Here is a 24,729-nt window from a genome sequence, read left to right as displayed (position 1 = left end):
TCAACCCCCGTTGCCGTCGGCCGGGCCGATCAGCAGTTGATCGCCTTCGCTCAAGCCGTCGAGCACCTGGACGCGCAGGCGGTCGCTGATGCCCACCTGCACCTGGCGTTGTTCGATGCGGCCATTCTTGCCCACGACCTGGGCGATCTGCCGGTTGGCATTGGCCGTGCCCGATAACGCGGCGACCGGCGCGGTGAGGGCGTCCTTGACCTGGCTGGCGACGAAAAATACCTGGGTGGTCATTTCCGCCATCAGCGCGTTGTCGCTGTTGTCCACGTCCAGCAGCACGGTGTACAGCACCACGCGGCCGCTGCCGCTTTTGCTGGTGCTGTTGGGGCTGCCGCTGCCCTGGGTTTCATTCAACGGCTTGGGCGGGATCGGCAGGATCTGGCGCACGGTGCTGGTCCAGCGCCGGTTACCGCCGCTCAGGGTAGTGAAATAGGCGGTCATGCCCGGTTTGACGTGGCCGATATCGGCTTCCGAGACTTCCGCCCACACGGTCATCGGCGACAACTTGGCGATGCGCAGGATCAACGGCGTCTGCTGTTGGGCGTTGAGGGTCTGGCCGACCCGCGCGTCTACCGCCACCACGGTGCCGGCCATGGGCGCGTAGATGCGTGTGTAGCCCAATTCCGCTTCGTCACTGCGCAGGCTGGCCTGGGCTTGCTGAATCTGCGCCTGGAACATGTCGACCCGCGCCTGGGTGGCGCTCAGTTCGGCCTTGGCGGTTTGCACGTCTTCTTCACGGGTGGCGTTGCCGGCGGCCAGGCGTTGCTGGCGCTGGTGCTTCTGGCGTGCCAATTCGTGCTGGGCCTTTTGCTCCTGCAATTGGGCCTTGAGGTTTTCGATGGCGTAGCGGCTGGCGTCCAGCTTGGCTTTTTGCGTGGAAGGGTCGATCTCCACCAGCAACTGGCCTTCCTCGACCTGGTCGCCGGCCTCGACGTGGATCTTGCGGATCTGTCCGGAGGCCTGGGCGCCCACGTCCACGTAACGGCGCGGCTGCAGGGTGCCCAGGGCGGTCACACTGTTTTCGATACTGCCGCGGGTGACGGTGACGGTGGTGAGGGTGTCACGCCCCGGCGGCAGCACTTGCCAGGCCGCGACAGCGATAATGGGGATCAGGCACGCGATAACAAGCAAGGCGCGTCGGGCAGGTCGAGGGCGTTTCATGCTTTGGTTCCAGCCAGGAAAGTTCGGACCGCAGTTGCGGGGAGCTGACAAGTAAACGAGGGAATTGCGCGGGGATTTAGGCAGTTACATAAGCAGTTACAGCTCCTTTGAAGAAAAAAATCGTCCGTTGATGCAAGTCTGCTTTAAAAGTAGATGAGAATTACTATAAATTGCACGCACTCAAACTGCCATCACCTGAAGGCTGTCTTTATTTGCACCCAAGGACCTAATGCCGCCACCCGGCGGTCGGGAGTCATGTTGGAAAACTACTATCGCGAGCTGGTGTGTTTCCTCAACGCCAAGCTGGGCAACCGTCAGGTGGCCGAAGATGTGGTGCATGACGCTTATGTCCGGGTGCTGGAGCGTTCCAGCGACACGCCGATCGAACAACCCCGTGCCTTTTTGTACCGCACCGCGCTCAACCTGGTGATCGACGGCCATCGGCGCAACGCCTTGCGCCAGGTCGAACCCCTGGACGTGCTGGATGCGCAAGAGTGCTTCGCCAGCAGTTCGCCCCATACCAGTCACGACCACGGCCAGCGCCTGGAACTGCTCGAACGCGCCCTGGCCGAGCTGCCGGCGGCCTGTCGCGACAGCTTCCTGCTGCGCAAGCTCGAAGGCCTGACCCACCTGCAGATCGCCGAACGCCTGTGCATTTCCCGCGCCCTGGTGGAAAAACACATCGTCAACGCCATGAAGCACTGCCGGGTGCGGATGCGCGAGTGGGAAGCGCACTGATCAATGATCAGTTAAATTTTATTTCACTGTCCTCGTTTCCTATCAACACACGGCCTGTTGTTCAGGTCTTGAAGGTATTCCCGCCCCACCGCCAAGGGGCTTATCCAGAGGACACTGGAATGACACAGGCAATTGCTTCGCCCGCGGTTCACGACCTGATCGGTATCGGTTTCGGCCCTTCGAACCTGGCGCTGGCCATCGCCCTGCAGGAGCGCGAAAAGGCCCAGGGCAAACTGGACGTGCTGTTTCTCGACAAACAGGCTGACTACCGCTGGCACGGCAATACCCTGGTGACCCAGAGCGAACTGCAGATCTCGTTCCTCAAGGACCTGGTGACCCTGCGCAATCCCACCAGCCCGTATTCCTTCGTTAACTACCTCAAAGCCCACGACCGCCTGGTGGACTTCATCAACCTGGGCACCTTCTACCCGTGCCGCATGGAGTACAACGACTACCTGCGCTGGGTCGCCGGGCAGTTCCAGGCCCAGGCGCGCTATGGCGAGGAAGTGCTGGCCATCGAGCCGATCCTGCACCAGCAGCAGGTTGAAGCGCTGCGCGTGATTTCCCGCGATGCGCTGGGTGAGCAGCATGTGCGCACCACCCGTTCGGTGGTGGTCAGCGCCGGCGGCACGCCGCGCATTCCTGAAGCGTTCAAGGCGCTGAAGGGCGACAGCCGGGTGTTCCACCATTCCCAATACCTGGAGCGCATGGCCAGTCAGCCGTGTGTCGAGGGCAAGGCCATGCGCATCGCCATCATCGGCGGTGGCCAGAGTGCGGCAGAAGCCTTCATCGACTTGAATGACAGTTTCCCGACGGTGCAGGTCGACATGATCCTGCGCGGTTCGGCGCTCAAGCCCGCCGACGACAGCCCGTTCGTCAACGAAGTGTTCTCCCCGGCCTTCACCGACCTGGTGTTCCAGCAAGAGGGTGCCGAGCGTGAGCGTTTGGTCGCCGAATACCAGAACACCAACTATTCGGTGGTGGACCTGGACCTGATCGAGCGTATCTACGGCATCTTCTACCGCCAGAAAGTCTCCGGCATCGCGCGCCAGGCGTTCCGCACCATGACCGTGGTCGAGAAGGCCACCCCAGGCCCGCTGGGCATCGAACTGGTGCTGCGCAACAACGCCAACGGCGACACCAGCATCAATCACTACGACGCGGTGATCCTGGCCACCGGCTACGAGCGCCAGACGCACCGCGCCTTGCTCGCGCCGCTGGAAGACTACCTGGGTGACTTCGAGGTGGCGCGTGACTACCGCATCGTCACTGATGAGCGTTGCAACGCCGGTATCTACATCCAAGGCTTCAGCCAGGCCAGCCACGGCTTGAGCGATACTTTGCTGTCGGTATTGCCGATTCGTGCGGATGAGATTGCGGCGTCGTTGTATGCGCTGGACCGTGGGCGCGGCAAGGGGCGCTCGGTGCAGGACCTGTTGCTCGCCACGGCAAGCTGAGTTCAAGCTGCAAGTGTCTAGCTGCAAGCTCCAAGCTTGCAGCTTGCAGCTTGCAGCTTGCAGCTTTCCCCTGATACTGTACAAAAAACCAGTATCGGTAACCCTCCATGCAGTTGATCGAAAAACTCAGCATTCTCGCCGACGCCGCCAAGTACGATGCTTCGTGCGCCAGCAGTGGCGCGCCCAAGCGCAGCTCCGAGGGCAAGGCGGGGCTGGGTTCCACCGATGGCATGGGTATTTGCCATAGCTACACGCCGGACGGGCGTTGTGTGTCGCTGCTCAAGGTGTTGCTCACCAACTTCTGTCTTTACGACTGCCAGTACTGCGTCAACCGCCGCTCCAGCGACGTGCCCCGCGCGCGTTTCAGCCCGGAGGAGGTGGTTACCCTGACCCTGGACTTCTACCGGCGCAATTGCGTCAGCGGGCTGTTTCTCAGTTCCGGCATCATCCGTTCGTCCGACTACACCATGGAGCAGTTGGTGCGGGTCGCCAAATTGCTGCGCGAAGAGCATGACTTTCGCGGCTATATCCATCTCAAGACCATTCCTGACGCCGACCCGGCGCTGATCGCCGAAGCCGGGAAGTATGCCGATCGCCTGAGCGTGAACATCGAATTGCCCACCGAGGCCAGCCTGCAGACCCTGGCGCCGGAAAAAAAGATCGTGTCGATCAAGCAGGCCATGCAGACCATCTACACCGGCGAGCAGACGGTCCGCAACGAACCGCGCGCGCCGCGTTTTGCCCCGGCCGGGCAGAGCACGCAACTGATTGTCGGCGCCGACGACACCGATGACAGCACCATCCTCCACGGCGCCGAGGCGTTGTACGGTAATTTCAAGCTGCGCCGCGTGTATTACTCGGCGTTCAGCCCCATTCCCAACAGTCCGAAAAGCGTGCCTTTGGCAGCACCGCCCTTGATGCGCGAGCACCGCTTGTACCAGGCGGACTTCCTGTTGCGCAGTTATGGCTTCAGCGCCAACGAGCTTTTCCAAGGCCCCGGCCACCTGGCCCTGGATATCGACCCCAAGCTGGCCTGGGCCCTGGAAAACCGTGAGGTGTTCCCCCAGGACCTGAACCGCGCCGAACCGACCTTGATCGCGCGTATCCCAGGCATTGGCCTGCGCACTACCCAGCGCCTGGTGGACCTGCGCCGCGAGCGCAAGATCCGCTTCGAAGACCTGGCGCGCATGCGGTGTGTGCTGGCCAAGGCCAAGCCGTTTTTCATCACCAGCGACTACCACCCGCAACAGGCCGACAGCACCAGCGTGTTGCTGCGCGAGCAATTGCGCGACCGTCCGCAGCCGCAGCAAATGGGCTTGTGGGGATGATCAGCCTGGAGTGCAACAACCTGTTCAGCACCTGGCGCGAGCAGGCGCGCTGGCTGCTGAGCCATCAAGTTGACCCCAGCCAGGTGAGCTGGGGCGAGGCGGAGGTGGCGGACCTGTTTGCCACCGACGAACCGATTCCCGAAGGCTTGGGGCCTTACCAGACGCGGGTGCCCAAGGCCCTGCTGGAATTGCTGGAGTCGGCCGCCTGTTACCACGGCGACCAGCGCTGGAGCCTGTTGTATGAAGTGTTGTGGCGCGTCAGTCATGGTGACCGCACGGCGATGCTGGCGGGGGACAAGCTGGGCAGTGAGTTGCAGCGGCGGATCAAGCAGGTCAGTCGCGAGGCGCATCATTTGCACGCGTTTGTGCGATTTGTCGCGCTACCGGCCGGGGCGGGGCTGGAGTTGCCGGAATATGTGGCCTGGCATGAGCCGGCCCACGACATCCTGAAGTCCGCCAGTCAGCATTTTGTAGGACGGATGGGGCGTCATCGCTGGATGATCGCCACGCCGTTGGATGGGGTGTATTACGACGGCGAGCAGCTTGTTCATCAGCGCGAGTGCCCCGAGGCTTGGCGCCAGCTGGCACAGAATGTCGAGGACCCCCACAGTGCGATGTGGCTGACCTATTACAGCCACATCTTCAACCCGGCGCGCTTGAACCCCAAGGTGATGGAAGGGCATCTGCCGAGCCGGTTCTGGAAAAACCTGCCCGAGGGCAAGTTGATTCCGGGTTTGATCACCGAGGCGCGGACGGGGAAGCAGAAGGACGGGCAGGCAAAGTTGATTGGTGCAAAACCGGGTCGCCAGATTGCCAACCCCCACCGAGCGCGGTGACCAACCCCACGCTCGCCTGCAACTGACGGGTCTGTACTGCCTGCAACGTGCGTTGTGCCTGCAAGGCTGCCGTCTGTGCGGTGACCACGTCCAGGTAGCTTACTGCGCCGGCCTCGTAGCTGTTCATCGCCAGCGTTTGTGTGTGTTGCGCCGCATCCGCCGCCGCCTGCTCATCCTGGGCTTCCTGTTGCAGGTCTCGTAGCTGCGCCAGGTTGTCCTCGACTTCGCGCACCGCTTTCAAGACATGGCTGCGGTATTGCGCCGAGGCTTCTTCAAACTCGGCTTTGGCTTGGCGTTCATTGGCGCTCAAGCGGCCGCCATCAAAGATCGGCAAGTTCACCAGTGGGCCCAGCGCCCAATAGCGATTGCCCGCCGACAGCAGGTTACCGACGCCTTGCGTCTGCCCACCGATCAGCCCGGTCAGGCTGAAGTCCGGGTACCACGCGGCCTTGGCTACGCCGATATTGGCATTGGCTGCAAACACCCGGCGTTCCGCCGCCGCGATATCCGGCCGACGTTGCAGCAGGTGGCTCGGTAGCTGCGAAGGAATCCCCGGCAGCGCGATCAACCTCTCGCTTGGCGACAAACTGAAATTACTGGCGGCCACGCCCACCAATTCGCCTATCGCATGTTCGGTGAGGTTGCGTTGGCCCTGTACTTCATCCCATTGCGCCTTGGCTTCGGCCAACTGATTCTGTGCGCGCGTCAGGTCGAGCTCCGACGCAATCTGGCCTTCATATCGGCTGCGAGTCAGTTGCAATGCCTGGCTGAAATCATCCAGCGAACTCTTGAGAATCCGCGCCTGGGCATCCAGCCCGTTGAGCTGCACGTACAAGGTCGCCAACTGATGTTGCAGGCTCAAGCGCGCCACCGCCAAATCATCGCCGGACGCCTGTGCCTGTGCATCTCCGGCCGCCACCTGGTTGCGGATTTTGCCCCACAGGTCCAGGTCGTAGCTCAGTGAAAACCCTGCGGTGTTGCTGTTGTACACCGATGGCTGCGTATCCCCTCGCAGCGGCCGCGAGTCCGATTGCCGCTGGCGCAATGGCTGCGCGCTGGCGGTGATCTGCGGGAACAACCCCGCATGCAATTGGCTGGCATAGGCCTGGGACGCATCGAAGTGCGCGAGTGCCGCCGCCAAGTCGGGGTTGGCCTTGAGCAGTTGCTGTTGCAGGTCGTTCAGGCGCGAATCCTGGTAGAGCGTCCACCATTCGGGGGCCAATTGATCGGACGGTTGCGCGCTGTGCCAGGGACCCTCGCTGGTCTGTTCGCGATACCCGGCCGGCAGGTCAACAGTAGGCACCTTGTAGGTCGGCGCCATCGAGCAGCCCTGCAACGCCAGCAGCATCAGCGCTGCCAGGGGTTTAAGCCTTAGGCGCATGCGCACCTCCGGCGGCGGCCAGTTGTACCGGGTCGCCCTCACGCAGGGCGTCTGGAGGGTTGTCGACGACGCGGTCGGCGGGTTTCAGGCCTTGGTCGATGACCAGGCGTTCGCCCAGGTCCAGGCCGATGTGAATGTCCTGCAGGTGTACGTGATTCTGCGCATCCAGCACCGCCACCTGTGTGCCTTGGGCACGGAAGATCAACGCGCTGGCCGGAATGCTCACGCCGTGGGTATCCGCCGGAATCGGCAAGGTGGCTTCGGCGTAGTCACCGGGGAGCAATTCGCCATTAGGGTTGTCTGCCACGAACTGCGCAAGCAGGGTGCCGGAGCGGCGGTCGATGGCGGTGGAATCACCGATCAGGCGCGCCTTGAAGTGCTCACCGGGGTGCTCGGGCACAGTCAGCTCGGCTTCAAGGCCGGGGTGGATGACCGCCGCGTAGTTCTGCGGCACGGGCACATACAGGCGCAATTGATGGGTGTCGGCGATGTTGAACAGCTCGGGATCGCTGTCGGTGTCGGCCTTGATCAATTGGCCGATATCGGTGTTGCGTGCGGTGATGGTGCCGGCGAACGGCGCGCGGATCGTCTTGTAGCTTTCCAATGCGGACAGCCGGGCATAGTCGGCAGCGGCGGCGTCGGCGTCGGCGTTGGCTTTTGCGGCGGCGGCGTTGGAGGTTTTTTCATCGGCCTCCTGGCGCGATACCGAATGGCTGGCGAGCAGGTTTTGCCAGCGCGTCGCGGTGGTTTCGGCCAGGCGTGCGTTGGCCTGTTCCTGTATCAGCCGTGCATGGGTTTGCACCAGTTGCTGGTCCAGGTCGGGGCTGTCGATCTCGGCAAGGATTTGCCCGGCTTTGACCTGGGTGCCGATGTCGGCTTTCCAGTCTTTCAAGTAGCCGCTGACGCGGGCGTGAATCGGCGCCTTGCTCCAGGCTTCCAGGTGCGCCGGCAAGCGCAGGGTGTCGCCGGCGGCATTCTGCTGCGGTTGGAACACCATCACCTGCGGGACGGCGGCGGTTTCGGTCCAGGCCGTGACCGATTGTTCGTGCAGCGTGCGGGCGTGCAGGCCGTTGGCGACCAACAGGGCGGCCAGGGTCAGGCCGCCGACACCCATGAGCATCAGACGCTTGCGCGAGGGTTTGTGATCAGACGACATGAGACGTTTCTCCAGCAGTGGCGCGAGTAGGGTGACGGCCGTGGACCAGGCTAAAGACCACGGGGACAAATAACAGAGTGGCGGTGGTGGCGAGGATCAGGCCACCGATCACCGCCCGGCCGAGCGGGGCGTTTTGCTCCTCGGAAATCGCCAGGGGCAACATGCCGATGATCATCGCCAGGGCGGTCATGCACACCGGGCGAAAGCGCGTGTAACCGGCTTCCAGCGCGGCCTTGAGCGCATCGCCATGTTCGGCCAGGCGTTCACGGCAGAAGCTCACCACCAGGATCGAGTTGGCGGTGGCTACGCCCATGCACAGGATCGCGCCGGTCAAGGCGGGCACCGACAACGAGGTGCCGCTGAGGAACAGCATCCACACGATCCCCGCCAGTGCGGCCGGCAAGGCGGTGATGATCACGAACGGATCGACCCACGACTGGAAGTTGACCACGATCAGCAGGTAGATCAGCACCACCGCGCCAAGCAAGCCAAAGCTCAAGCCGCTGAAGGCTTCGTGCAACGCATCGATTTGCCCGTGCAGGCTGATCACCGCGCCTTTGGGGCGCATGGACGCGGTGTCATCCAGCACTTTCTGCACATCGCGGGCCACGCCGCCGAGGTCGCGACCTTGCACGTTGGCGTACAGGTCCAGGGTCGGTTCGATGTTGTAATGGGTCACCACCGCCGGGCTTTGCACACGGGAGATGGTGGCCACGCCGCCAAGGATCTGCGACTGGCCATCGGCGCCGGTCACCGGCAGCGCTTCCAGCGAAGGCAGGCTGTCGAGGCGATATTGCGGGGTGGCGGCGACGATCGAGTAGGACACGCCGTTGGCGGGGTTGAGCCAGAAGGTCGGTGCCACTTGGGAACTGCCGGCGAGGGAGGCGACCATGCTGTTGGTCACGTCACGTTCGGTAATGCCCAGGCCGTTGGCGCGCAGGCGGTCGACGTTGACCTGCAAGGACGGGTAGCCGGTGGACTGCTGGATGCGCAGGTCAGCGATGCCGGGTACGTGTTGCAGGCGCCGCTCCAGTTCCACCGCATAGGCGCGGTTTTCTTCATCGCTGCGCCCGGAGATTTTCACGTCCAGCGGGGCCGGGGCGCCGAAGTTGAGGATCTGGCTGCTGATGTCGGCTGGCAGGAATGCGAAGTGGCTACCGGGGAAACTTTCCGGCAGGGTTTCGCGCAGTTTCTTCACGTAATCGGCGGTGGGCGCGTGGTCTTTTTTCAGGGTGACCTGGATGTCGCCGTCCTGCGGGCCGATGGTGCCGCTGCTGCTGTAGGCCATGTCGATGCCGCTCAGCGGGATGCCAATGTTGTCGACGATGGTGTCGAGTTCTTCGGCGGGAATCACCTCGCGAATCCGCGCTTCGATACGGTCGAAGGCGGCGGCGCTTTCTTCGATGCGCGTGCCCAGTGGCAGGCGCACGTGCAGGGCCAATGCGCCCGCGTCGGTGGCCGGGAAGAAGTCCTGGCCGAGGCTCGGCAGCAACAGGAACGACGCCAGCACGCAAGCCAGGAAACCGACGATAAAGCCCTTGCGATTACCCAAGGCCAAGGTCAGCAGACCATGGTAGGTGTCACGGATGTTCGAGAAGTGCCGTTCAAAGCCCTGCTGGAAATTCAGCACCGATTGCAGCACGCGATTGCGTGGTTTCTTGTGCTGCTCGCCCTCGTGATGGTTGATGAATGCATCTTCCGGATGATGCCCGGCGCCTGGCTCCGGCGTGTGCGGCTTGAGCAGGAACATCGCCAGGGTCGGCACCAGCGTACGCGAAAGAATGAACGAGCTGGCCATGGCAAAGATCACCGCCAGGGCCATCGGCCGGAACAGGTAACCGGCGATGCCTTGCAGCAAAAACATCGGCACGAACACGATGCAGATACACAGCAGCGAGACGAACGCCGGGCCGACGATCTGTGCGGCGCCGTCGAGGATCGCGGTCTTCACCGCCTTGCCTTGTTCCAGGTGCCAGTTGATGTTTTCGATGGTCACCGTGGCGTCGTCCACCAGGATCCCCACCGCCAACGCCAGCCCGCCGAGGGTCATCACGTTGAGGGTTTGCCCGCTGATCGCCAGCAGTGCAATCGCCGACAGCACGGCCAGGGGAATCGAGGCGGCAATAATGATCGTGGAACGCCAACTGCCGAGGAACAGCAGGATCATCGCACTGGTCAGCAGTGCGGCAATGATGCCTTCCTGGGCCACGCTGCCCACCGACTGTTTGACGAACACCGAGGCGTCCCCCAGCAGCGAGGTCTTCAGCGACGGCGGCAGGGTTTCGTTGATGCGCGGTAGCATCTGGCGGATGCCGTCGATGATCGACAGGGTGGAGATGCTGCCGTTTTTCAGCGCTGGCATGAGGACCGCACGGTGGCCGTCGACGCGCACGATATTGGTCTGCGGCGGCGAGCCGTCGCGCACGTGGGCGACTTGGCCGATGGTGATCAAGGCGCCATCGACGGTCTTGATCGGCAGGTCATTCAGCTCATCGATGGCCTTGGGGCTGTTGTTGAGCAGGATCGTGTATTCGTTGGGGCCGAGTTTGGCGGTGCCCACCGGGATGATCTGGTTCTGCAGGGCCAAGGCGTTGCCCACGTCCTGGGCCGACAAGCCTTTGGCGGCCAGCGCCTGTGGGTCGAGGTCCAGCGTGATCTGGCGCTGCTTGCCGCCCATGGGCGTCGGCATGGCCAATCCGGGCAGGGCGCTCAGGGGCAGGCGGATGTTGTTCTGCACCAAGTCGCGGATCTTGGCTTCCGAGAGGCTGGGGCTGGAGAACGCCATCTGCAAAATCGGCACCGTGGAGGCGCTGTAGTTGAGGATCAGCGGCGGCGTGATGCCCGGCGGCATCTGCTTGAGCACGGTTTGTGACACCGCTGTCACCTGGGCGTTGGCGGTGCGGATATCCACGCCGGGCTGGAAGAAGATCTTGACGATGCCCATGCCGGGCAGGGATTGCGATTCGATATGCTCGATGTCGTTGACGGTGGTGCTCAGGGAGCGTTCATAGGTGTAGATCACCCGACCGGCCATGGCGTCCGGCGACAGGCCGTTGTACTGCCAGACCACGGCAACCACGGGGATGCCGATGTCCGGGAAAACGTCAGTGGGGGTACGCAGGGCCGCCATCGGCCCGATGATGCAGATGAATATGGCCAACACGATAAACGTGTACGGCTTTTGCAGTGCGGTCTTTACCAGCCCGAGCATGCGTGAAACCTCCGGAGGGAGCAGGATTGCAAACCCCGGCAGTCTTGCCCGACCCACCTAACACGCACCTTTCAGCCAGGTGAAGGAACATTTAGGAAGGGGCTGAAGATCGTTTCATATGTATTCATTTGTTCTACAAAGGGTGGCTCCTCAAGCTTGTAGCCCATCGGACACATCGTCCCTATTTGTTGGAGCCCTGCCATGTCACTCAAACCTCTGTTATTGATTCCCGCCCTCGGTGCCGTGCTGTTGTTGTCGGCGTGCGCCGGCCCGATCCCCAAGGCCGACCCGAGCGAAGCGTGGATCGGCCTGAAAGAAGAGGCCCCCAACGACCTGATGGCCGAACGCGTTGACGGCAAGCGCGTGGATGACGGACGTTTCTTTGAAGTGACGCCTGGAGACCATCGCCTGGATGTGACGCTGTTCGAAGAAGAGCCCGGCGACGACAACCAGCAGGACTGCCAGGGCCGGGTCGAGTACAAGGATTTCAAGGCAGGTGAGCACTACACCCTGGTGGAGTCGAGCCTGGGCACCACCGTGCGCGCATCCTTGATGGATGGTCACGGCAAGGAAGTCGCGGCGACTCAGGACTTCAATTGCATGCCGGGCTAGGCGTGATGTACCGCTACCTTATGGGGCTTGGCGGGTGCAGCGGGTTTGACGTGGGGGTGATGGTGCCGACGGGTGATGCGCAACACCCCCCACAACATGGCGCCGGCTACCGCCAGCCAACCGCAGATCAACAGGACAATCGTTGTTGCAAGGCTCATTCGGGCCTCCTTTCGCCCCGCAGGGGGCACACACAGTCTTCTCAATGGACAGTCTAGCTACCTGGCGGTTGCCTGCTATTGACCAATGGTCGTGTCTGTCCAACTTCTTTGCTCTATCCGCGTCCTTTACTAAAGCTGCGGGCTATACCCGCGTAGCAGAGCGTCCTATGATCAGGGCCCTTACCGGCAGTTGATCAAGAGAGTAGAAAATTGCGGTTACGGTCGAACCTGAAAACATCCTTGTTCCTCGCGTGTGCCTTGGGCCTTGCGGCGTGTTCCTCCACCCCGTCGAGACTGGCCGGCCTGCCGGAGCGCGTCGAACTCAATGGCGTGCCGACCTTTCGCAGCGAGGCCTACCAGAGCGGTCCTACGTCTTTAGCCAGCATGCTGTCGCAACAAGGCATTGTCATGACACCGGGGCTGTTGGATAAACCGTTGCATCTGCCGGGCGGCGAAGCCGACCTTGAGCGCAACATGCAGGTGCTGGCGCGTGAGTACGGGCTGATGGTGTATCCGCTGGAGGCCAAGCTGACGGCAGTGCTGGCCCAGGTGGCGGCGGGTTATCCGGTGATGGCGCGGATTGGCGGCGGGCTGTGGTCGGATGCGCACTACGTGGTCGTGGTGGGGTTCAACCAGCAGAAAAGCACGGTGTTGTTGCGCTCGGGGATGGATCGGCGCTTGCTGATGAGCTTCAGCGACTTTGAGTCCAAATGGAAAAGCGCCGGCAGTTGGGCAATCCTCACCCAGCGCCCGAGCCAGTTGCCGGCGAATGTGGATGCACAACGGTGGCGGGACTCGGCGAATGCGACGGCCCAGGCCGGGCAGGAGCGGGCGGCGGCGCAGGCGCTGAAGGTGTTGGCGGAACGCAAATAAACAAACGGCGCTATCAAAGCGCCGTTTTTTATATCGCTTAGCGACGGGCTTCCGCAGCGTTGGGGCGATTCTTCAGGTTCTTGTCGGCCTTGTAGCGCAGCGCCACATCCGGCACTGAACCGCTCTTGCCGGTCTCGACCCAATTGCGGATACGGCTGGCATCGGCAAAGTGGGTGAATTTGCCGAAAGCATCCAGGATCACCAACGACACCGGACGGTTGCCCATGCTAGTCACCAGCACCAGACAGTGGCCGGCCTGGTTGGTGAAACCGGTCTTGGTCAGCTTGATATCCCAGTTGGCGCGGTTGATCAGGTGGTCGGTGTTGGAGAAGCCCAGGGTGTAGTTGGGCTTGCGGAACGACACGGTCTTTTCCTTGGTGGTGCTCAACTGGCTCAGCAACGGGTAGTGACGCGCGGCGGCCAGCAGCTTGCTCAGGTCACGGGCGGTGGACACGTTGTGGATCGACAGGCCCGTGGGTTCTACATAGTGAGTGCTGGTCATGCCCAGCGCCTTGGCCTTGGCGTTCATCGCCGCGATAAACGCCGGGTAGCCGCCTGGGTAGTGGTGCGCCAGGCTGGCGGCAGCGCGGTTTTCCGAGGACATCAGGGCGATCAGCAGCATCTCTTTGCGCGGCATTTCACTGCCGATTTTCACGCGGGAGAACACGCCTTTCATTTCCGGCGTGTCCTTGATGTTGATATCGATGTACTCATCCATGTTCTGCTTGGCTTCCAGCACGATCAGGCCGGTCATCAACTTGCTCACCGAGGCGATGGGCACCACCACGTCGGGGTTGCTGGAATAAATGACTTTATTGGTCTGCAGGTCCACCAGCATGGCGCTGCCGGAAGCGATTTGCAGTTTGGACGTGTCACGCGGGGCCTGGGTGGTTTCGGCGGCGTGCGCGAAGGTGCCTGTGAAAGCAAAAAATAGGCTGACAATAGAGAGACGAATTTTCACGCGGGTGAACTCGCTAAAAAAGTAAGAAAATACCGTTCGGGAACGGGTTTTTGATAAATGCCGTTACATTTTAGGAGTATGGATCAGAAACTGTCGAATGTTCTTCTAGAACCCGATGAAAGTTCTTAAAAACTAAGAAAAAACAGGGTTTATCGCGGGCAATAAAAAGCCCTGCGCTAAAGCAGGGCTTTTTAAGTACGCCTGGTTATTAAGCGTGCAGGGTCTCTGCGGCGTACAGGGTATTTTCCAGCAGGCAAGCGCGGGTCATCGGGCCGACGCCGCCTGGCACTGGGGTGATCCAGCCGGCGCGGGGCAGGGCGGTTTCGTACACCACATCGCCCACCAGCTTGCCGTCGTCCTGGCGGTTGATGCCCACGTCGATGACGATGGCGCCTTCCTTGATCCATTCACCTTTGACCAGTCCTGGCTTGCCGGCAGCAACCACAACCAGGTCGGCGCGGCCGACGTGGCCGGCGAGGTCTTTGGTGAAACGGTGGGTGACGGTCACAGTGCAACCGGCCAGCAACAATTCCATGGCCATCGGGCGGCCGACGATGTTGGAGGCGCCGACCACGACTGCATCGAGGCCGTACAGGTCGACACCGGTGCTTTCCAGCAGGGTCATGATGCCTTTTGGCGTGCACGGGCGCAGCAGTGGGATGCGCTGGGCCAGGCGGCCGACGTTATAAGGGTGGAAACCGTCGACGTCTTTGTCGGGGCGAATGCGCTCCAGCAATTTGGAGGCGTCCAGATGCTCGGGCAATGGCAGTTGCAGCAGGATGCCATCGATCTTCGGGTCGTCGTTGAGGCTGTCGATCAGGTCGGTCAGGGCCTGCTGGGTGGTTTCGGAAGGCAAGTCGTAGGCCTTGGAAATAAAGCCGACCTCTTCACAGTCTTTACGCTTGTGCGAGACATAAACCTGAGAGGCAGGATCGCTGCCGACCAGGATCACCGCGAGGCCAGGCGTGCGCAGGCCTTGCTGGCTGCGCTCGGTGACTCGTTTGGCGATCTGCTGGCGCAGGCTGGCGGCGATTGGTTTGCCGTCGATAAGTTGTGCAGTCATTACGCGTGATTAACCATCGAGAGGGGGAAGAAAAGTGCGCGCATTCTCGCATGCCAGGACGTGAGGGCAAAGGCGCTTGGTCTGCAAATTGCCCTAACCCCTTAAATAAAATCAGTTTTTTTCAAAAAAGATTTGACGGGTTTCGAGGGCGTCTATACTATTCGTCGCACTTGTCGGGCACAGCCTAGCACTGGTTAAGAAGGTCGATCAGAATAGCGTGTTGTTCTGTAAGGCTGGAAGCACTTAGTTTGTAATCCTCCAAGAGTACAGATTAATCAGGCGCCCGTAGCTCAGCTGGATAGAGCATCCGCCTTCTAAGCGGATGGTCGCAGGTTCGAGTCCTGCCGGGTGCGCCATTAGGCAGCTTTGGCACAAGTAGCGCTATATGGTGGGCGTAGCTCAGTTGGTAGAGCACGGGATTGTGACTCCCGTTGTCGAGGGTTCGATCCCCTTCGTCCACCCCATATTTTAAAAGGCGCCAGATTAATCGTCTGGCGCCTTTGCTTTAAGAGCTTCAAGCGCGGATGTGGTGGAATTGGTAGACACACTGGATTTAGGTTCCAGCGCCGCGAGGCGTAAGAGTTCGAGTCTCTTCATCCGCACCAAATAAAGCTTGGTCCCGTCGAAAGGCAGGGCAGGGCTCGACAAAGAAGTAGTTTGGTTTCTTTGTTAACGCAATATGGTGGGCGTAGCTCAGTTGGTAGAGCACGGGATTGTGACTCCCGTTGTCGAGGGTTCGATCCCCTTCGTCCACCCCATATTCGAAAGGCGCCAGATTTAACAGTCTGGCGCCTTTTTTGGTTTCAGCGGTTCGAAATATCCAGCGGCTGCAGGTAATGGGGCGCGATGGCAGCGCGTTTCGTCGTATTTATGTATCTCGATGATGCTGCGCTGCCTGCCAGCCCTGTTTGCGGGGTTGGCCGTCAGGGAGATGGATGACGACTTCTTCTATATATAGAAGGGGCGGCGCAGAGCCCTGGCGTGATGGGTTGTATTTGTCACCGGGGCGAGGTGCATCCGTGCCTTCGTACCGATAAATTGCCGGCTGTTTTCGGGCGTATTTGCAGTAGGGTGACTTCTTGAGTTTGACCCACTAGAATGCATGCCCTTGATTGGGGTCGGAAATGGCCGGCTAACGTCTGTGCAACGAGGAATATCCATGCAAGTTTCTGTTGAAAATACTACTGCTATCGAGCGTCGCCTGAGCATCACCGTGCCGGCTGAGCGCATCGAAACTGCGGTCAACAAGCGTCTGCAGCAGACTGCCCAGAAGGCCAAGATCGCTGGTTTCCGTCCAGGCAAAGTGCCAATGAGCGAAATCAAGCGCCGTTTTGGTGCCGATGCGCGCCAGGAAGCTGTCGGTGACGTGATCCAGGCTTCGTTCTACGAAGCTGTTGTCGAGCACAAGCTGAACCCAGCGGGTTCGCCGTCGATCGAGCCTAAGTCCCTGGAAGCTGGCAAGGACCTGGAATACGTTGCTGTATTCGAAGTGTTCCCTGAATTTGAAGTGGCCGGTTTCGAAGGTATCGAAATCGAGCGTCTGAGCGCCGAAGTGGCTGATTCGGACCTGGACAACATGCTGGAAATCCTGCGCAAGCAGAACACCCGTTTCGAAGTGGCCGACCGCGCTGCCCAGAACGAAGACCAGCTGAACATCGATTTCGTTGGCAAGGTTGACGGCGAAGTCTTCGCTGGCGGCTCCGCCAAGGGTACTCAGCTGGTGCTGGGTTCCAACCGCATGATCCCGGGCTTCGAAGACGGCCTGGTTGGCGCCAAAGCCGGCGAAGAGCGCGCTCTGAACCTGACCTTCCCTGCTGACTACCAGAACCTGGACCTGGCTGGCAAAGCCGCCGAGTTCACCGTGACCGTCAACAGCGTTTCCGAGCCTAAGCTGCCAGAGCTGAACGAAGAGTTCTTCGCTCAATTCGGCATCAAGGAAACCGGTATCGAAGGCTTCCGCACCGAAGTTCGCAAGAACATGGAGCGCGAGCTGCGTCAGGCCATCAAGTCCAAGGTCAAGAACCAGGTCATGGACGGTCTGCTGGCCGCCAACCCGATCGAAGTGCCTAAGGCCCTGCTGTCCAACGAAGTGGATCGCTTGCGCGTTCAAGCTGTCCAGCAGTTTGGTGGCAACATCAAGCCTGACCAACTGCCGGCCGAGCTGTTCGAAGAACAAGCCAAGCGCCGCGTCGTGCTGGGCCTGATCGTGGCTGAAGTGGTCAAGCAGTTTGACCTCAAGCCTGACGAAGACCGCGTTCGCGAAATGATCCAGGAAATGGCTTCGGCCTACCAGGAGCCTGAGCAGGTCGTGGCTTGGTACTACAAGAACGATCAGCAACTGAACGAAGTGCGTTCGGTTGTGCTGGAAGAACAAGTTGTGGATACTGTTCTGCAGAAGGCTAAGGTGACCGATAAAGCGGTCTCTTACGAAGAAGCAGTCAAACCGGCGGAAGCAGCACAAGCCGACTGATTGTCCAACTCGTTGGAAATACAACCATAAGCCAGCCTCGCGCTGGCTTATGCGTTTTCAAGACATGACTATTTGGGAGTAACTGCAGAGCATGTTCCGTAATTCCTATATTCAGCAGAACTCTGATGTCCAGGCCGCTGGCGGCCTGGTCCCGATGGTTGTCGAGCAGTCCGCTCGTGGCGAACGCGCCTACGACATCTACTCGCGCCTGCTCAAGGAGCGAGTGATCTTTCTGGTGGGCCCCGTAGAGGACTACATGGCCAACCTGATTTGTGCGCAGCTGCTGTTCCTTGAAGCGGAAAACCCGGACAAGGACATCCATCTCTATATCAACTCGCCGGGCGGATCGGTGACAGCAGGTATGTCGATCTACGACACCATGCAGTTCATCAAGCCGAACGTCTCGACCACGTGCATTGGCCAGGCCTGCAGCATGGGTGCATTCCTGCTGACCGCCGGTGCCGAAGGCAAGCGTTTCTGCCTGCCGAACTCGCGCGTGATGATTCACCAGCCACTGGGCGGTTTCCAGGGCCAGGCGTCGGACATCGAAATCCACGCCAAGGAAATCCTGTTTATTCGCGAGCGCCTCAATACGTTGATGGCCAAGCACAGCGGGCACACCCTGGAAGAAATCGAGCGCGATACCAACCGCGACAACTTCATGAGTGCCGAAGCTGCGAAAGCATACGGGTTGATCGACGACGTGATCAGCCAGCGCCCCGCTTAATATAAGCTGCTCAAAATAGGGCTGGTCGGCATGTCCGACCACTGGCGGGCTTGAAAAAGCCCACATAAGCCTTCATCTTGTGTTGCAAGCCTATCGGATTTGGATCGAACGAATGACTGACACCCGCAACGGCGAGGACAACGGCAAGCTGCTCTATTGCTCCTTCTGTGGCAAAAGCCAGCATGAAGTGCGCAAATTGATTGCCGGCCCCTCGGTCTTTATCTGCGACGAGTGCGTCGACCTGTGCAATGACATCATCCGTGAGGAGGTGCAGGAAGCCCAGGCCGAAAGTAGCGCGCATAAATTGCCTTCGCCTAAAGAAATCAGCGGCATCCTTGACCAGTACGTGATTGGTCAAGAGCGTGCAAAGAAGGTTCTGGCCGTAGCGGTGTACAACCACTACAAACGCTTGAACCAGCGTGACAAGAAAGGCGACGAAGTTGAACTCGGCAAGAGCAACATCTTGCTGATCGGTCCTACAGGCTCGGGTAAAACCCTGCTGGCAGAGACCCTCGCTCGCCTGCTGAACGTTCCGTTCACCATCGCCGACGCCACCACCCTCACCGAGGCTGGCTACGTGGGTGAAGACGTCGAGAACATCATTCAGAAACTGCTGCAGAAGTGCGACTACGACGTAGAGAAAGCCCAGATGGGTATTGTCTACATCGACGAAATCGACAAGATTTCGCGCAAGTCGGACAACCCGTCGATCACGCGAGACGTTTCCGGTGAAGGCGTGCAGCAAGCCTTGTTGAAACTGATCGAAGGCACGGTCGCTTCCGTACCGCCACAAGGCGGCCGCAAGCACCCGCAGCAGGAATTTCTTCAGGTTGATACGCGCAATATCCTGTTTATCTGTGGTGGTGCGTTCTCCGGCCTGGAAAAAGTCATCCAGCAGCGTTCGACCCGTGGCGGCATCGGCTTCAGTGCCGAAGTGCGCAGCAAGGAAGAAGGCAAGAAGGTTGGCGAGTCCCTGCGTGAAGTCGAGCCTGACGATCTGGTCAAGTTCGGTCTGATCCCGGAATTCGTGGGTCGTCTGCCAGTCCTGGCGACGTTGGACGAACTGGATGAGGCTGCTCTGATTCAGATCCTCACCGAGCCGAAAAACGCCCTGACCAAGCAGTACGCCAAGTTGTTCGAGATGGAAGGTGTGGACCTCGAGTTCCGTACCGACGCCCTCAAATCGGTGGCCAAGCGGGCACTGGAACGCAAGACCGGTGCACGTGGCCTGCGTTCGATTCTGGAAGGCGTGTTGCTCGACACCATGTACGAAATCCCCTCGCAGTCCGAGGTGAGTAAAGTGGTGATCGACGAAAGCGTTATAGAAGGTAAGTCCAAGCCACTGTATATCTACGAAAACAGTGAGCCGGCTGCCAAGGCTGCGCCTGACGCGTAAGCGTTCCGCGGTTTCGGTATAAACAAGGGGCCTCCAGGGGCCCCTTTGTTTTTACGGCGTTTTTACCCCAAAGCGTTTACTGCGTTTAACTGCTGGCAATAAGCTTGTTTTTTTTGCATGCAGCCCCCATCTTGGTTTCAAGCTTATTTTTCATCTGTCATAGAGGCGAAATCATGAAGACCACCATTGAATTGCCTCTCCTGCCGTTGCGTGATGTCGTCGTCTATCCGCACATGGTTATCCCGCTGTTCGTGGGGCGCGAGAAGTCTATCGAAGCCCTCGAGGCCGCGATGACGGGCGACAAGCAAATCCTGCTGTTGGCCCAGAAGAATCCTGCTGACGATGATCCAGGCGAAGATGCCCTGTATCGCGTCGGTACCATTGCGACCGTGCTGCAACTGCTCAAGCTGCCAGATGGAACCGTCAAGGTGCTGGTGGAAGGTGAGCAGCGTGGTGCGGTCGAGCGTTTCATGGAGGTGGATGGCCACCTGCGCGCTGAAGTGGCGCTGATCGACGAAGTCGAGGCCCCTGAGCGCGAGTCCGAAGTGTTTGTACGCAGCCTGCTCTCGCAATTCGAGCAGTATGTGCAGTTGGGCAAGAAAGTCCCGGCTGAAGTCCTGTCTTCCCTCAACAGCATCGATGAGCCAAGTCGCCTGGTCGACACCATGGCCGCGCACATGGCGCTGAAGATCGAGCAGAAGCAAGACATCCTTGAAATCATCGACCTGTCGGCGCGTGTCGAACACGTGCTGGCGCTGCTGGATGCCGAAATCGACCTGTTGCAGGTCGAGAAGCGCATCCGTGGTCGCGTGAAGAAACAAATGGAGCGCAGCCAGCGCGAGTACTACCTGAATGAGCAGATGAAGGCCATTCAGAAAGAGCTCGGCGACAGCGAGGAAGGCCACAACGAAATCGAAGAGCTGAAAAAGCGCATCGATGCCGCTGGCCTGCCGAAAGACGCCCTGACCAAAGCCACTGCCGAGTTGAACAAGCTCAAGCAGATGTCACCGATGTCGGCCGAAGCCACCGTGGTGCGCTCCTACATCGACTGGCTCGTGCAAGTCCCGTGGAAGGCCCAGACCAAAGTGCGCCTGGACCTGGCGCGTGCCGAAGACATTCTCGATGCCGACCACTATGGCCTCGAAGAAGTCAAAGAACGCATCCTCGAATACCTCGCTGTGCAAAAGCGCGTGAAGAAGATTCGCGGTCCGGTGTTGTGCCTGGTGGGTCCGCCTGGCGTGGGTAAAACCTCGCTGGCTGAGTCGATTGCCAATGCCACCAACCGTAAATTCGTGCGCATGGCCCTCGGTGGTGTGCGTGATGAAGCGGAAATCCGTGGTCATCGCCGCACTTACATCGGTTCGATGCCAGGAAGATTGATTCAAAAGATGACAAAAGTGGGCGTGCGCAACCCGCTGTTCCTGCTCGATGAAATCGACAAAATGGGCAGCGACATGCGTGGCGATCCAGCTTCGGCGTTGCTGGAAGTGCTCGACCCCGAGCAAAACCACAATTTCAACGACCATTACCTGGAAGTCGACTACGACCTGTCCGACGTAATGTTCCTGTGCACCTCCAACTCCATGAACATCCCGCCGGCGCTGCTGGACCGGATGGAGGTGATTCGTCTGCCGGGCTACACCGAGGACGAGAAGATCAACATCGCCGTCAAATACCTCGCGCCCAAGCAGATTTCGGCCAACGGCCTGAAGAAGGGCGAGATCGAATTCGAGGTCGAGGCGATCCGCGACATCGTGCGTTACTACACTCGCGAGGCCGGTGTGCGGGGCTTGGAGCGCCAGATTGCGAAGATTTGCCGCAAGGCGGTCAAAGAGCATGCATTGGAAAAACGCTTCTCGGTGAAGGTAGTTGCCGACTCCCTGGAGCACTTCCTGGGCGTGAAGAAATTCCGCTACGGCCTGGCTGAGCAGCAGGATCAGGTAGGGCAGGTGACTGGCCTGGCGTGGACCCAGGTGGGCGGCGAATTGCTGACCATCGAAGCCGCTGTCATTCCTGGTAAAGGTCAACTGATCAAGACCGGTTCCCTGGGTGACGTGATGGTTGAATCCATCACTGCCGCGCAGACCGTGGTGCGCAGCCGCGCCAAGAGCCTGGGGATCCCCCTGGACTTCCACGAGAAGCACGACACGCACATCCACATGCCGGAAGGGGCGACCCCGAAAGACGGCCCTAGCGCTGGCGTAGGCATGTGCACGGCCTTGGTGTCGGCATTGACGGGCATTCCGGTGCGCGCCGATGTCGCCATGACCGGGGAAATCACCCTGCGTGGTCAGGTATTGGCCATCGGTGGCCTGAAAGAGAAATTGCTTGCTGCACACCGGGGTGGTATCAAGACGGTGATCATTCCTGAAGAGAATGTTCGCGACTTGAAGGAAATTCCTGACAACATCAAGCAGGATCTGCAGATTAAACCGGTTAAATGGATTGACGAGGTCCTGCAAATTGCGCTGCAATACGCGCCGGAGCCCTTGCCGGATGTGGCTCCGGAGATAGTTGCCAAGGACGAAAAACGCGAGTCTGATTCCAAGGAAAGAATTAGCACGCATTAATGTGTTAAAGCCTGGGGGGCTTCCTTGACAGCTTTTTAGAGCCCTTGTTATAAAGCGGCTCTTAAGTGTCTGTAGGCCATTCAGCACTGGTTTTTGCTTTCACCAAAAAACTTAGAATCATACTCAATAGATATATAAGGGGACTTAGAGTGAACAAGTCGGAACTGATTGATGCTATCGCTGCATCCGCTGATATCCCGAAAGCTGCTGCTGGCCGTGCGCTGGATGCAGTAATCGAATCCGTCACTGGCGCTCTGAAGGCCGGCGACTCCGTGGTCCTGGTAGGCTTCGGTACTTTCTCTGTGACTGACCGCCCAGCTCGCACTGGCCGTAACCCACAGACTGGCAAAGCACTGCAGATCGCTGCTGCCAAGAAACCAGGTTTCAAAGCCGGTAAAGCCCTGAAAGAAGCTGTTAACTAAGCTTCGATCCAGCCTTTACCTACCCGGGACGAACGTAGGTTCGACCTGGGAGCGGAGCGGCGGCAGACCCACGTATGCATAGGGTCGCGAAGCCGGGGGGAGAACCAAAGCCCCCGTCCGCTCCGCCAGTTGCGAGAAGGCGCATCCTTGGATGCGCCTTTCTTATATCCGTACTCTACCCACGCTCCACGGTTGCCTATTCTTGAAGTTCAACCGTTTCTGGGGGACGCATGCTGCAAAATATCAGGGACAATTCACAAGGCTGGATTGCCAAGACCATTATCGGGATCATCGTCGCATTGATGGCGTTCACCGGTATCGAGGCCATTTTCCAGGCTTCGGGTAACAGTAAGCAGGACGTGGCCAAGGTCAACGGTGAAGAAATCACCCAGACCGAACTGAGCCAGGCCGTCGACATGCAACGTCGCCAGCTGATGCAACAGCTGGGCAAGGATTTCGATGCCTCCCTGCTGGATGAAAAACTGCTGCGCGAAGCGGCCCTCAAGGGTCTGATCGATCGCAAGCTGTTGCTGCAAGGTGCGGCTGACTCCAAGTTTGGCTTCTCTGAAGCTGCGCTGGACCAGGTAATCCTGCAGACACCGGAATTCCAGGTGGACGGCAAGTTCAACGCCGAACGCTTTGACCAGGTGATTCGTCAACTGGGCTACAGCCGTATGCAATTCCGTCAGATGCTGACCCAGGAAATGCTGATCGGTCAGGTTCGCGCAGGTATTGCTGGCAGCGGTTTCGTCACCGATGCCGAAGTGCTGGCATTTGCGCGTCTGGAAAAACAGACCCGCGACTTCGCCACCGTCAACATCAAGGCCAACCCTGCCGCGGTGAAACTCACCGACGACGAGGTCAAGGCTTACTACGACCAGCACGCCAAAGAGTTCATGACCCCGGACCAGGTGGTCATCGACTACCTGGAACTGAAGAAGTCTTCCTTCTTCGACCAGGTCAGCGTGAAGGACGAAGAGCTGCAGGCGGCCTATCAGAAAGAAACCGCCAACCTCGCTGAACAGCGTCGTGCCGCGCACATCCTGATCGAAGTCAACGACAAGGTCACCGACGCGCAAGCCAAGGCCAAGATCGAAGAAATCCAGGCACGCCTGGCCAAGGGTGAGAAGTTCGAAGCCCTGGCCAAGGAGTTCTCCCAGGATCCGGGTTCGGCCAACAGTGGCGGTGACCTCGGTTTTGCCGGCCCTGGCGTTTACGACCCGGACTTCGAAACTGCCTTGTACGCGTTGAACAAAGACCAAGTCTCGGCACCGGTACGCAGCACCTTCGGTTGGCACTTGATCAAGCTGTTGGGCGTTGAGGCACCGCAAGTGCCGACGTTTGCCAGCCTGAAGGACAAACTGACCAAAGAGCTCAAGACCCAGCAGGTTGAGCAGCGCTTTGTCGAAGCGACCAAGCAATTGGAAGACGCAGCATTCGAAGCCTCCGACTTGGCCCAGCCGGCGTCCGACCTGAAGCTGACCGTTCACACCTCCGCGCCGTTTGGTCGTGAAGGTGGCGAAGGTGTTGCGGCCAACCGTGCCGTGGTCACCGCAGCGTTCAGCCCGGAAGTACTGGATGAAGGTGCCAACAGCACCGCCATCGAACTGGACCCGGAAACCATCATCGTGCTGCGTGCCAAGGAGCATCTGAAGCCTTCGCAACTGCCGCTGGAAAGCGTCAATGCGGCGATTCGCACGCAGATGGCCAAGGAGCGCGCCAGCGCAGCTGCCAAAGCTCATGCTGACGAGTTGATCGCCAGTCTGCGTGATGGCAAGACTCCGCTGAACCAGCCGGTCGACGGCCAGGCGTGGAAAGTCACTGAAGCGGCCACCCGTGGCCAGGAAGCGATCGACCCTGCCGTGCTGCAAGCCCTGTTCCGCATGCCCAAGCCTGCGGCCAAGGACAAGCCGACCTTCACCACCGTGACCTTGGCGGATGGTAGCCTGGTGATCGTGCGCTTGAACGGTGTCAACGAAGCTGCTGCCCCAACGGACGAAGAAAAGGCGCAATACCGCCGCTTCCTCGCCTCCCGTGTCGGCCAGCAGGACTTCGCGGCCTACCGCAAGCAGTTGGAAACCAAGGCTGACATCAAGAAGTTCTGATGTCGGTTTGAACGAGAAGCCCCCGGCCTGAAAAGACCGGGGGCTTTTTTATGTGCGCTAGACTGGTTGCTCGTTAACGCCAGCCAGGGAGTTTC

18 protein-coding genes, 4 tRNA genes and 1 pseudogene are annotated in these 24,729 nt (G+C 59.8%); 16 read left to right on the top strand and 7 right to left on the bottom strand.

The annotated features are described in order from the left end of the window. Positions 1-1,170 (bottom strand): efflux RND transporter periplasmic adaptor subunit, encoded by a 1,170-nt coding sequence (locus H096_RS32315; RefSeq protein WP_033903280.1) that lies wholly within the window; start codon positions 1,168-1,170, stop codon positions 1-3. A gap of 255 nt (positions 1,171-1,425) precedes the next feature. Between H096_RS32315 and H096_RS32310 the strand changes: the two genes are divergently transcribed. The 4 genes from H096_RS32310 (at position 1,426) to H096_RS32295 (ending at position 5,529) form a co-directional block, all read left to right on the top strand. Beyond that, complete coding sequence (locus tag H096_RS32310) at positions 1,426-1,908, top strand: sigma-70 family RNA polymerase sigma factor (protein WP_033903279.1); 483 nt, start codon at positions 1,426-1,428, stop codon at positions 1,906-1,908. A gap of 119 nt (positions 1,909-2,027) precedes the next feature. Then, positions 2,028-3,365 carry a SidA/IucD/PvdA family monooxygenase gene (locus H096_RS32305; protein ID WP_033903278.1) on the top strand — a complete coding sequence of 446 codons (1,338 nt, stop codon included), beginning with the start codon at positions 2,028-2,030 and terminating at the stop codon, positions 3,363-3,365. Between the two features lie 107 nt (positions 3,366-3,472). Further along, entirely contained in the window at positions 3,473-4,693 is a 1,221-nt protein-coding gene (locus H096_RS32300; RefSeq protein WP_033903277.1) for a putative DNA modification/repair radical SAM protein, read from the top strand. Continuing rightward, on the top strand, positions 4,690-5,529 hold the full coding sequence (locus tag H096_RS32295; RefSeq protein ID WP_033903276.1) for a TIGR03915 family putative DNA repair protein: 840 nt from the start codon (positions 4,690-4,692) through the stop codon (positions 5,527-5,529). Before H096_RS32300 ends, H096_RS32295 begins: the two co-directional genes overlap by 4 nt. Here H096_RS32295 and H096_RS32290 read toward each other — a convergent pair. From H096_RS32290 to H096_RS32280, 3 genes and pseudogenes are all read right to left on the bottom strand, one after another. Further along, positions 5,504-6,910 (bottom strand): annotated as a pseudogene (locus H096_RS32290) (efflux transporter outer membrane subunit); the annotation flags it as partial. The gene H096_RS32295 and the pseudogene H096_RS32290 sit on opposite strands and share 26 nt — an antisense overlap. Then, positions 6,894-8,066, bottom strand: a complete 1,173-nt coding sequence (locus H096_RS32285; RefSeq protein WP_033903275.1) for an efflux RND transporter periplasmic adaptor subunit — start codon at positions 8,064-8,066, stop codon at positions 6,894-6,896. The pseudogene H096_RS32290 and the gene H096_RS32285, both read right to left, overlap by 17 nt. After that, entirely contained in the window at positions 8,056-11,277 is a 3,222-nt protein-coding gene (locus H096_RS32280) for an efflux RND transporter permease subunit (RefSeq protein ID WP_033903274.1), read from the bottom strand. Before H096_RS32280 ends, H096_RS32285 begins: the two co-directional genes overlap by 11 nt. 201 nt (positions 11,278-11,478) lie before the next feature. Between H096_RS32280 and H096_RS32275 the strand changes: the two genes are divergently transcribed. Then, positions 11,479-11,889, top strand: coding sequence for a hypothetical protein (locus H096_RS32275; RefSeq protein ID WP_016978010.1), 411 nt, complete (start codon positions 11,479-11,481; stop codon positions 11,887-11,889). Here H096_RS32275 and H096_RS34330 read toward each other — a convergent pair. Next, positions 11,886-12,047: a hypothetical protein gene (locus H096_RS34330; RefSeq protein ID WP_016978011.1), complete on the bottom strand. Its 162-nt coding sequence runs from the start codon at positions 12,045-12,047 to the stop codon at positions 11,886-11,888. The two genes, H096_RS32275 and H096_RS34330, sit on opposite strands and share 4 nt — an antisense overlap. A 210-nt stretch (positions 12,048-12,257) precedes the next feature. On the opposite strand from H096_RS34330, the gene H096_RS32270 reads away from it, so the two are divergent. Continuing rightward, entirely contained in the window at positions 12,258-12,920 is a 663-nt protein-coding gene (locus H096_RS32270; RefSeq protein ID WP_033903273.1) for a C39 family peptidase, read from the top strand. A 37-nt stretch (positions 12,921-12,957) separates the two neighbouring features. On the opposite strand, the gene pbpG is transcribed toward H096_RS32270, so the two are convergent. Both pbpG and folD read right to left on the bottom strand, forming a co-directional pair. Then, positions 12,958-13,881: a D-alanyl-D-alanine endopeptidase gene (pbpG, locus tag H096_RS32265; RefSeq protein ID WP_033903272.1), complete on the bottom strand. Its 924-nt coding sequence runs from the start codon at positions 13,879-13,881 to the stop codon at positions 12,958-12,960. 208 nt (positions 13,882-14,089) lie between these two features. Then, positions 14,090-14,944: a bifunctional methylenetetrahydrofolate dehydrogenase/methenyltetrahydrofolate cyclohydrolase FolD gene (gene folD / locus H096_RS32260; RefSeq protein WP_033903271.1), complete on the bottom strand. Its 855-nt coding sequence runs from the start codon at positions 14,942-14,944 to the stop codon at positions 14,090-14,092. Between the two features lie 279 nt (positions 14,945-15,223). On the opposite strand from folD, the gene H096_RS32255 reads away from it, so the two are divergent. The 10 genes from H096_RS32255 to H096_RS32210 all read left to right on the top strand — a co-directional run bounded on the left by H096_RS32255 (position 15,224) and on the right by H096_RS32210 (position 24,634). Next, positions 15,224-15,300 (top strand) — tRNA-Arg (locus H096_RS32255). A 32-nt stretch (positions 15,301-15,332) separates the two neighbouring features. Beyond that, positions 15,333-15,408, top strand: a tRNA-His gene (locus tag H096_RS32250). Between the two features lie 56 nt (positions 15,409-15,464). Beyond that, positions 15,465-15,549 (top strand) — tRNA-Leu (locus H096_RS32245). Positions 15,550-15,626: 77 nt separating this feature from the next. Next, a tRNA-His gene (locus H096_RS32240) sits at positions 15,627-15,702 on the top strand. Between the two features lie 401 nt (positions 15,703-16,103). Beyond that, the gene (tig, locus tag H096_RS32235) at positions 16,104-17,414 is read left to right on the top strand and encodes a trigger factor (RefSeq protein WP_033903270.1); all 1,311 of its coding nucleotides are present in this window, start codon (positions 16,104-16,106) and stop codon (positions 17,412-17,414) included. Between the two features lie 91 nt (positions 17,415-17,505). Continuing rightward, the gene (clpP, locus tag H096_RS32230; protein ID WP_033903269.1) at positions 17,506-18,141 is read left to right on the top strand and encodes an ATP-dependent Clp endopeptidase proteolytic subunit ClpP; all 636 of its coding nucleotides are present in this window, start codon (positions 17,506-17,508) and stop codon (positions 18,139-18,141) included. A 112-nt stretch (positions 18,142-18,253) separates the two neighbouring features. Next, positions 18,254-19,537, top strand: a complete 1,284-nt coding sequence (clpX, locus tag H096_RS32225; RefSeq protein WP_010209414.1) for an ATP-dependent Clp protease ATP-binding subunit ClpX — start codon at positions 18,254-18,256, stop codon at positions 19,535-19,537. A gap of 173 nt (positions 19,538-19,710) precedes the next feature. Beyond that, positions 19,711-22,107 (top strand): endopeptidase La, encoded by a 2,397-nt coding sequence (gene lon, locus H096_RS32220; RefSeq protein ID WP_033903268.1) that lies wholly within the window; start codon positions 19,711-19,713, stop codon positions 22,105-22,107. Between the two features lie 149 nt (positions 22,108-22,256). After that, positions 22,257-22,529 (top strand): HU family DNA-binding protein, encoded by a 273-nt coding sequence (locus H096_RS32215; protein ID WP_003174819.1) that lies wholly within the window; start codon positions 22,257-22,259, stop codon positions 22,527-22,529. Positions 22,530-22,759: 230 nt separating this feature from the next. Further along, positions 22,760-24,634 (top strand): SurA N-terminal domain-containing protein, encoded by a 1,875-nt coding sequence (locus tag H096_RS32210; RefSeq protein WP_033903267.1) that lies wholly within the window; start codon positions 22,760-22,762, stop codon positions 24,632-24,634. The last annotated feature ends 95 nt before the right edge of the window (positions 24,635-24,729 follow it).

This window comes from Pseudomonas sp. FH1, assembly GCF_000510895.2.
Taxonomy (GTDB): domain Bacteria; phylum Pseudomonadota; class Gammaproteobacteria; order Pseudomonadales; family Pseudomonadaceae; genus Aquipseudomonas; species Aquipseudomonas azotoformans_A.
The sequence above is the reverse complement of the archived record's forward strand: the minus strand, read 5'-3'. Positions and strand labels throughout refer to the sequence as shown.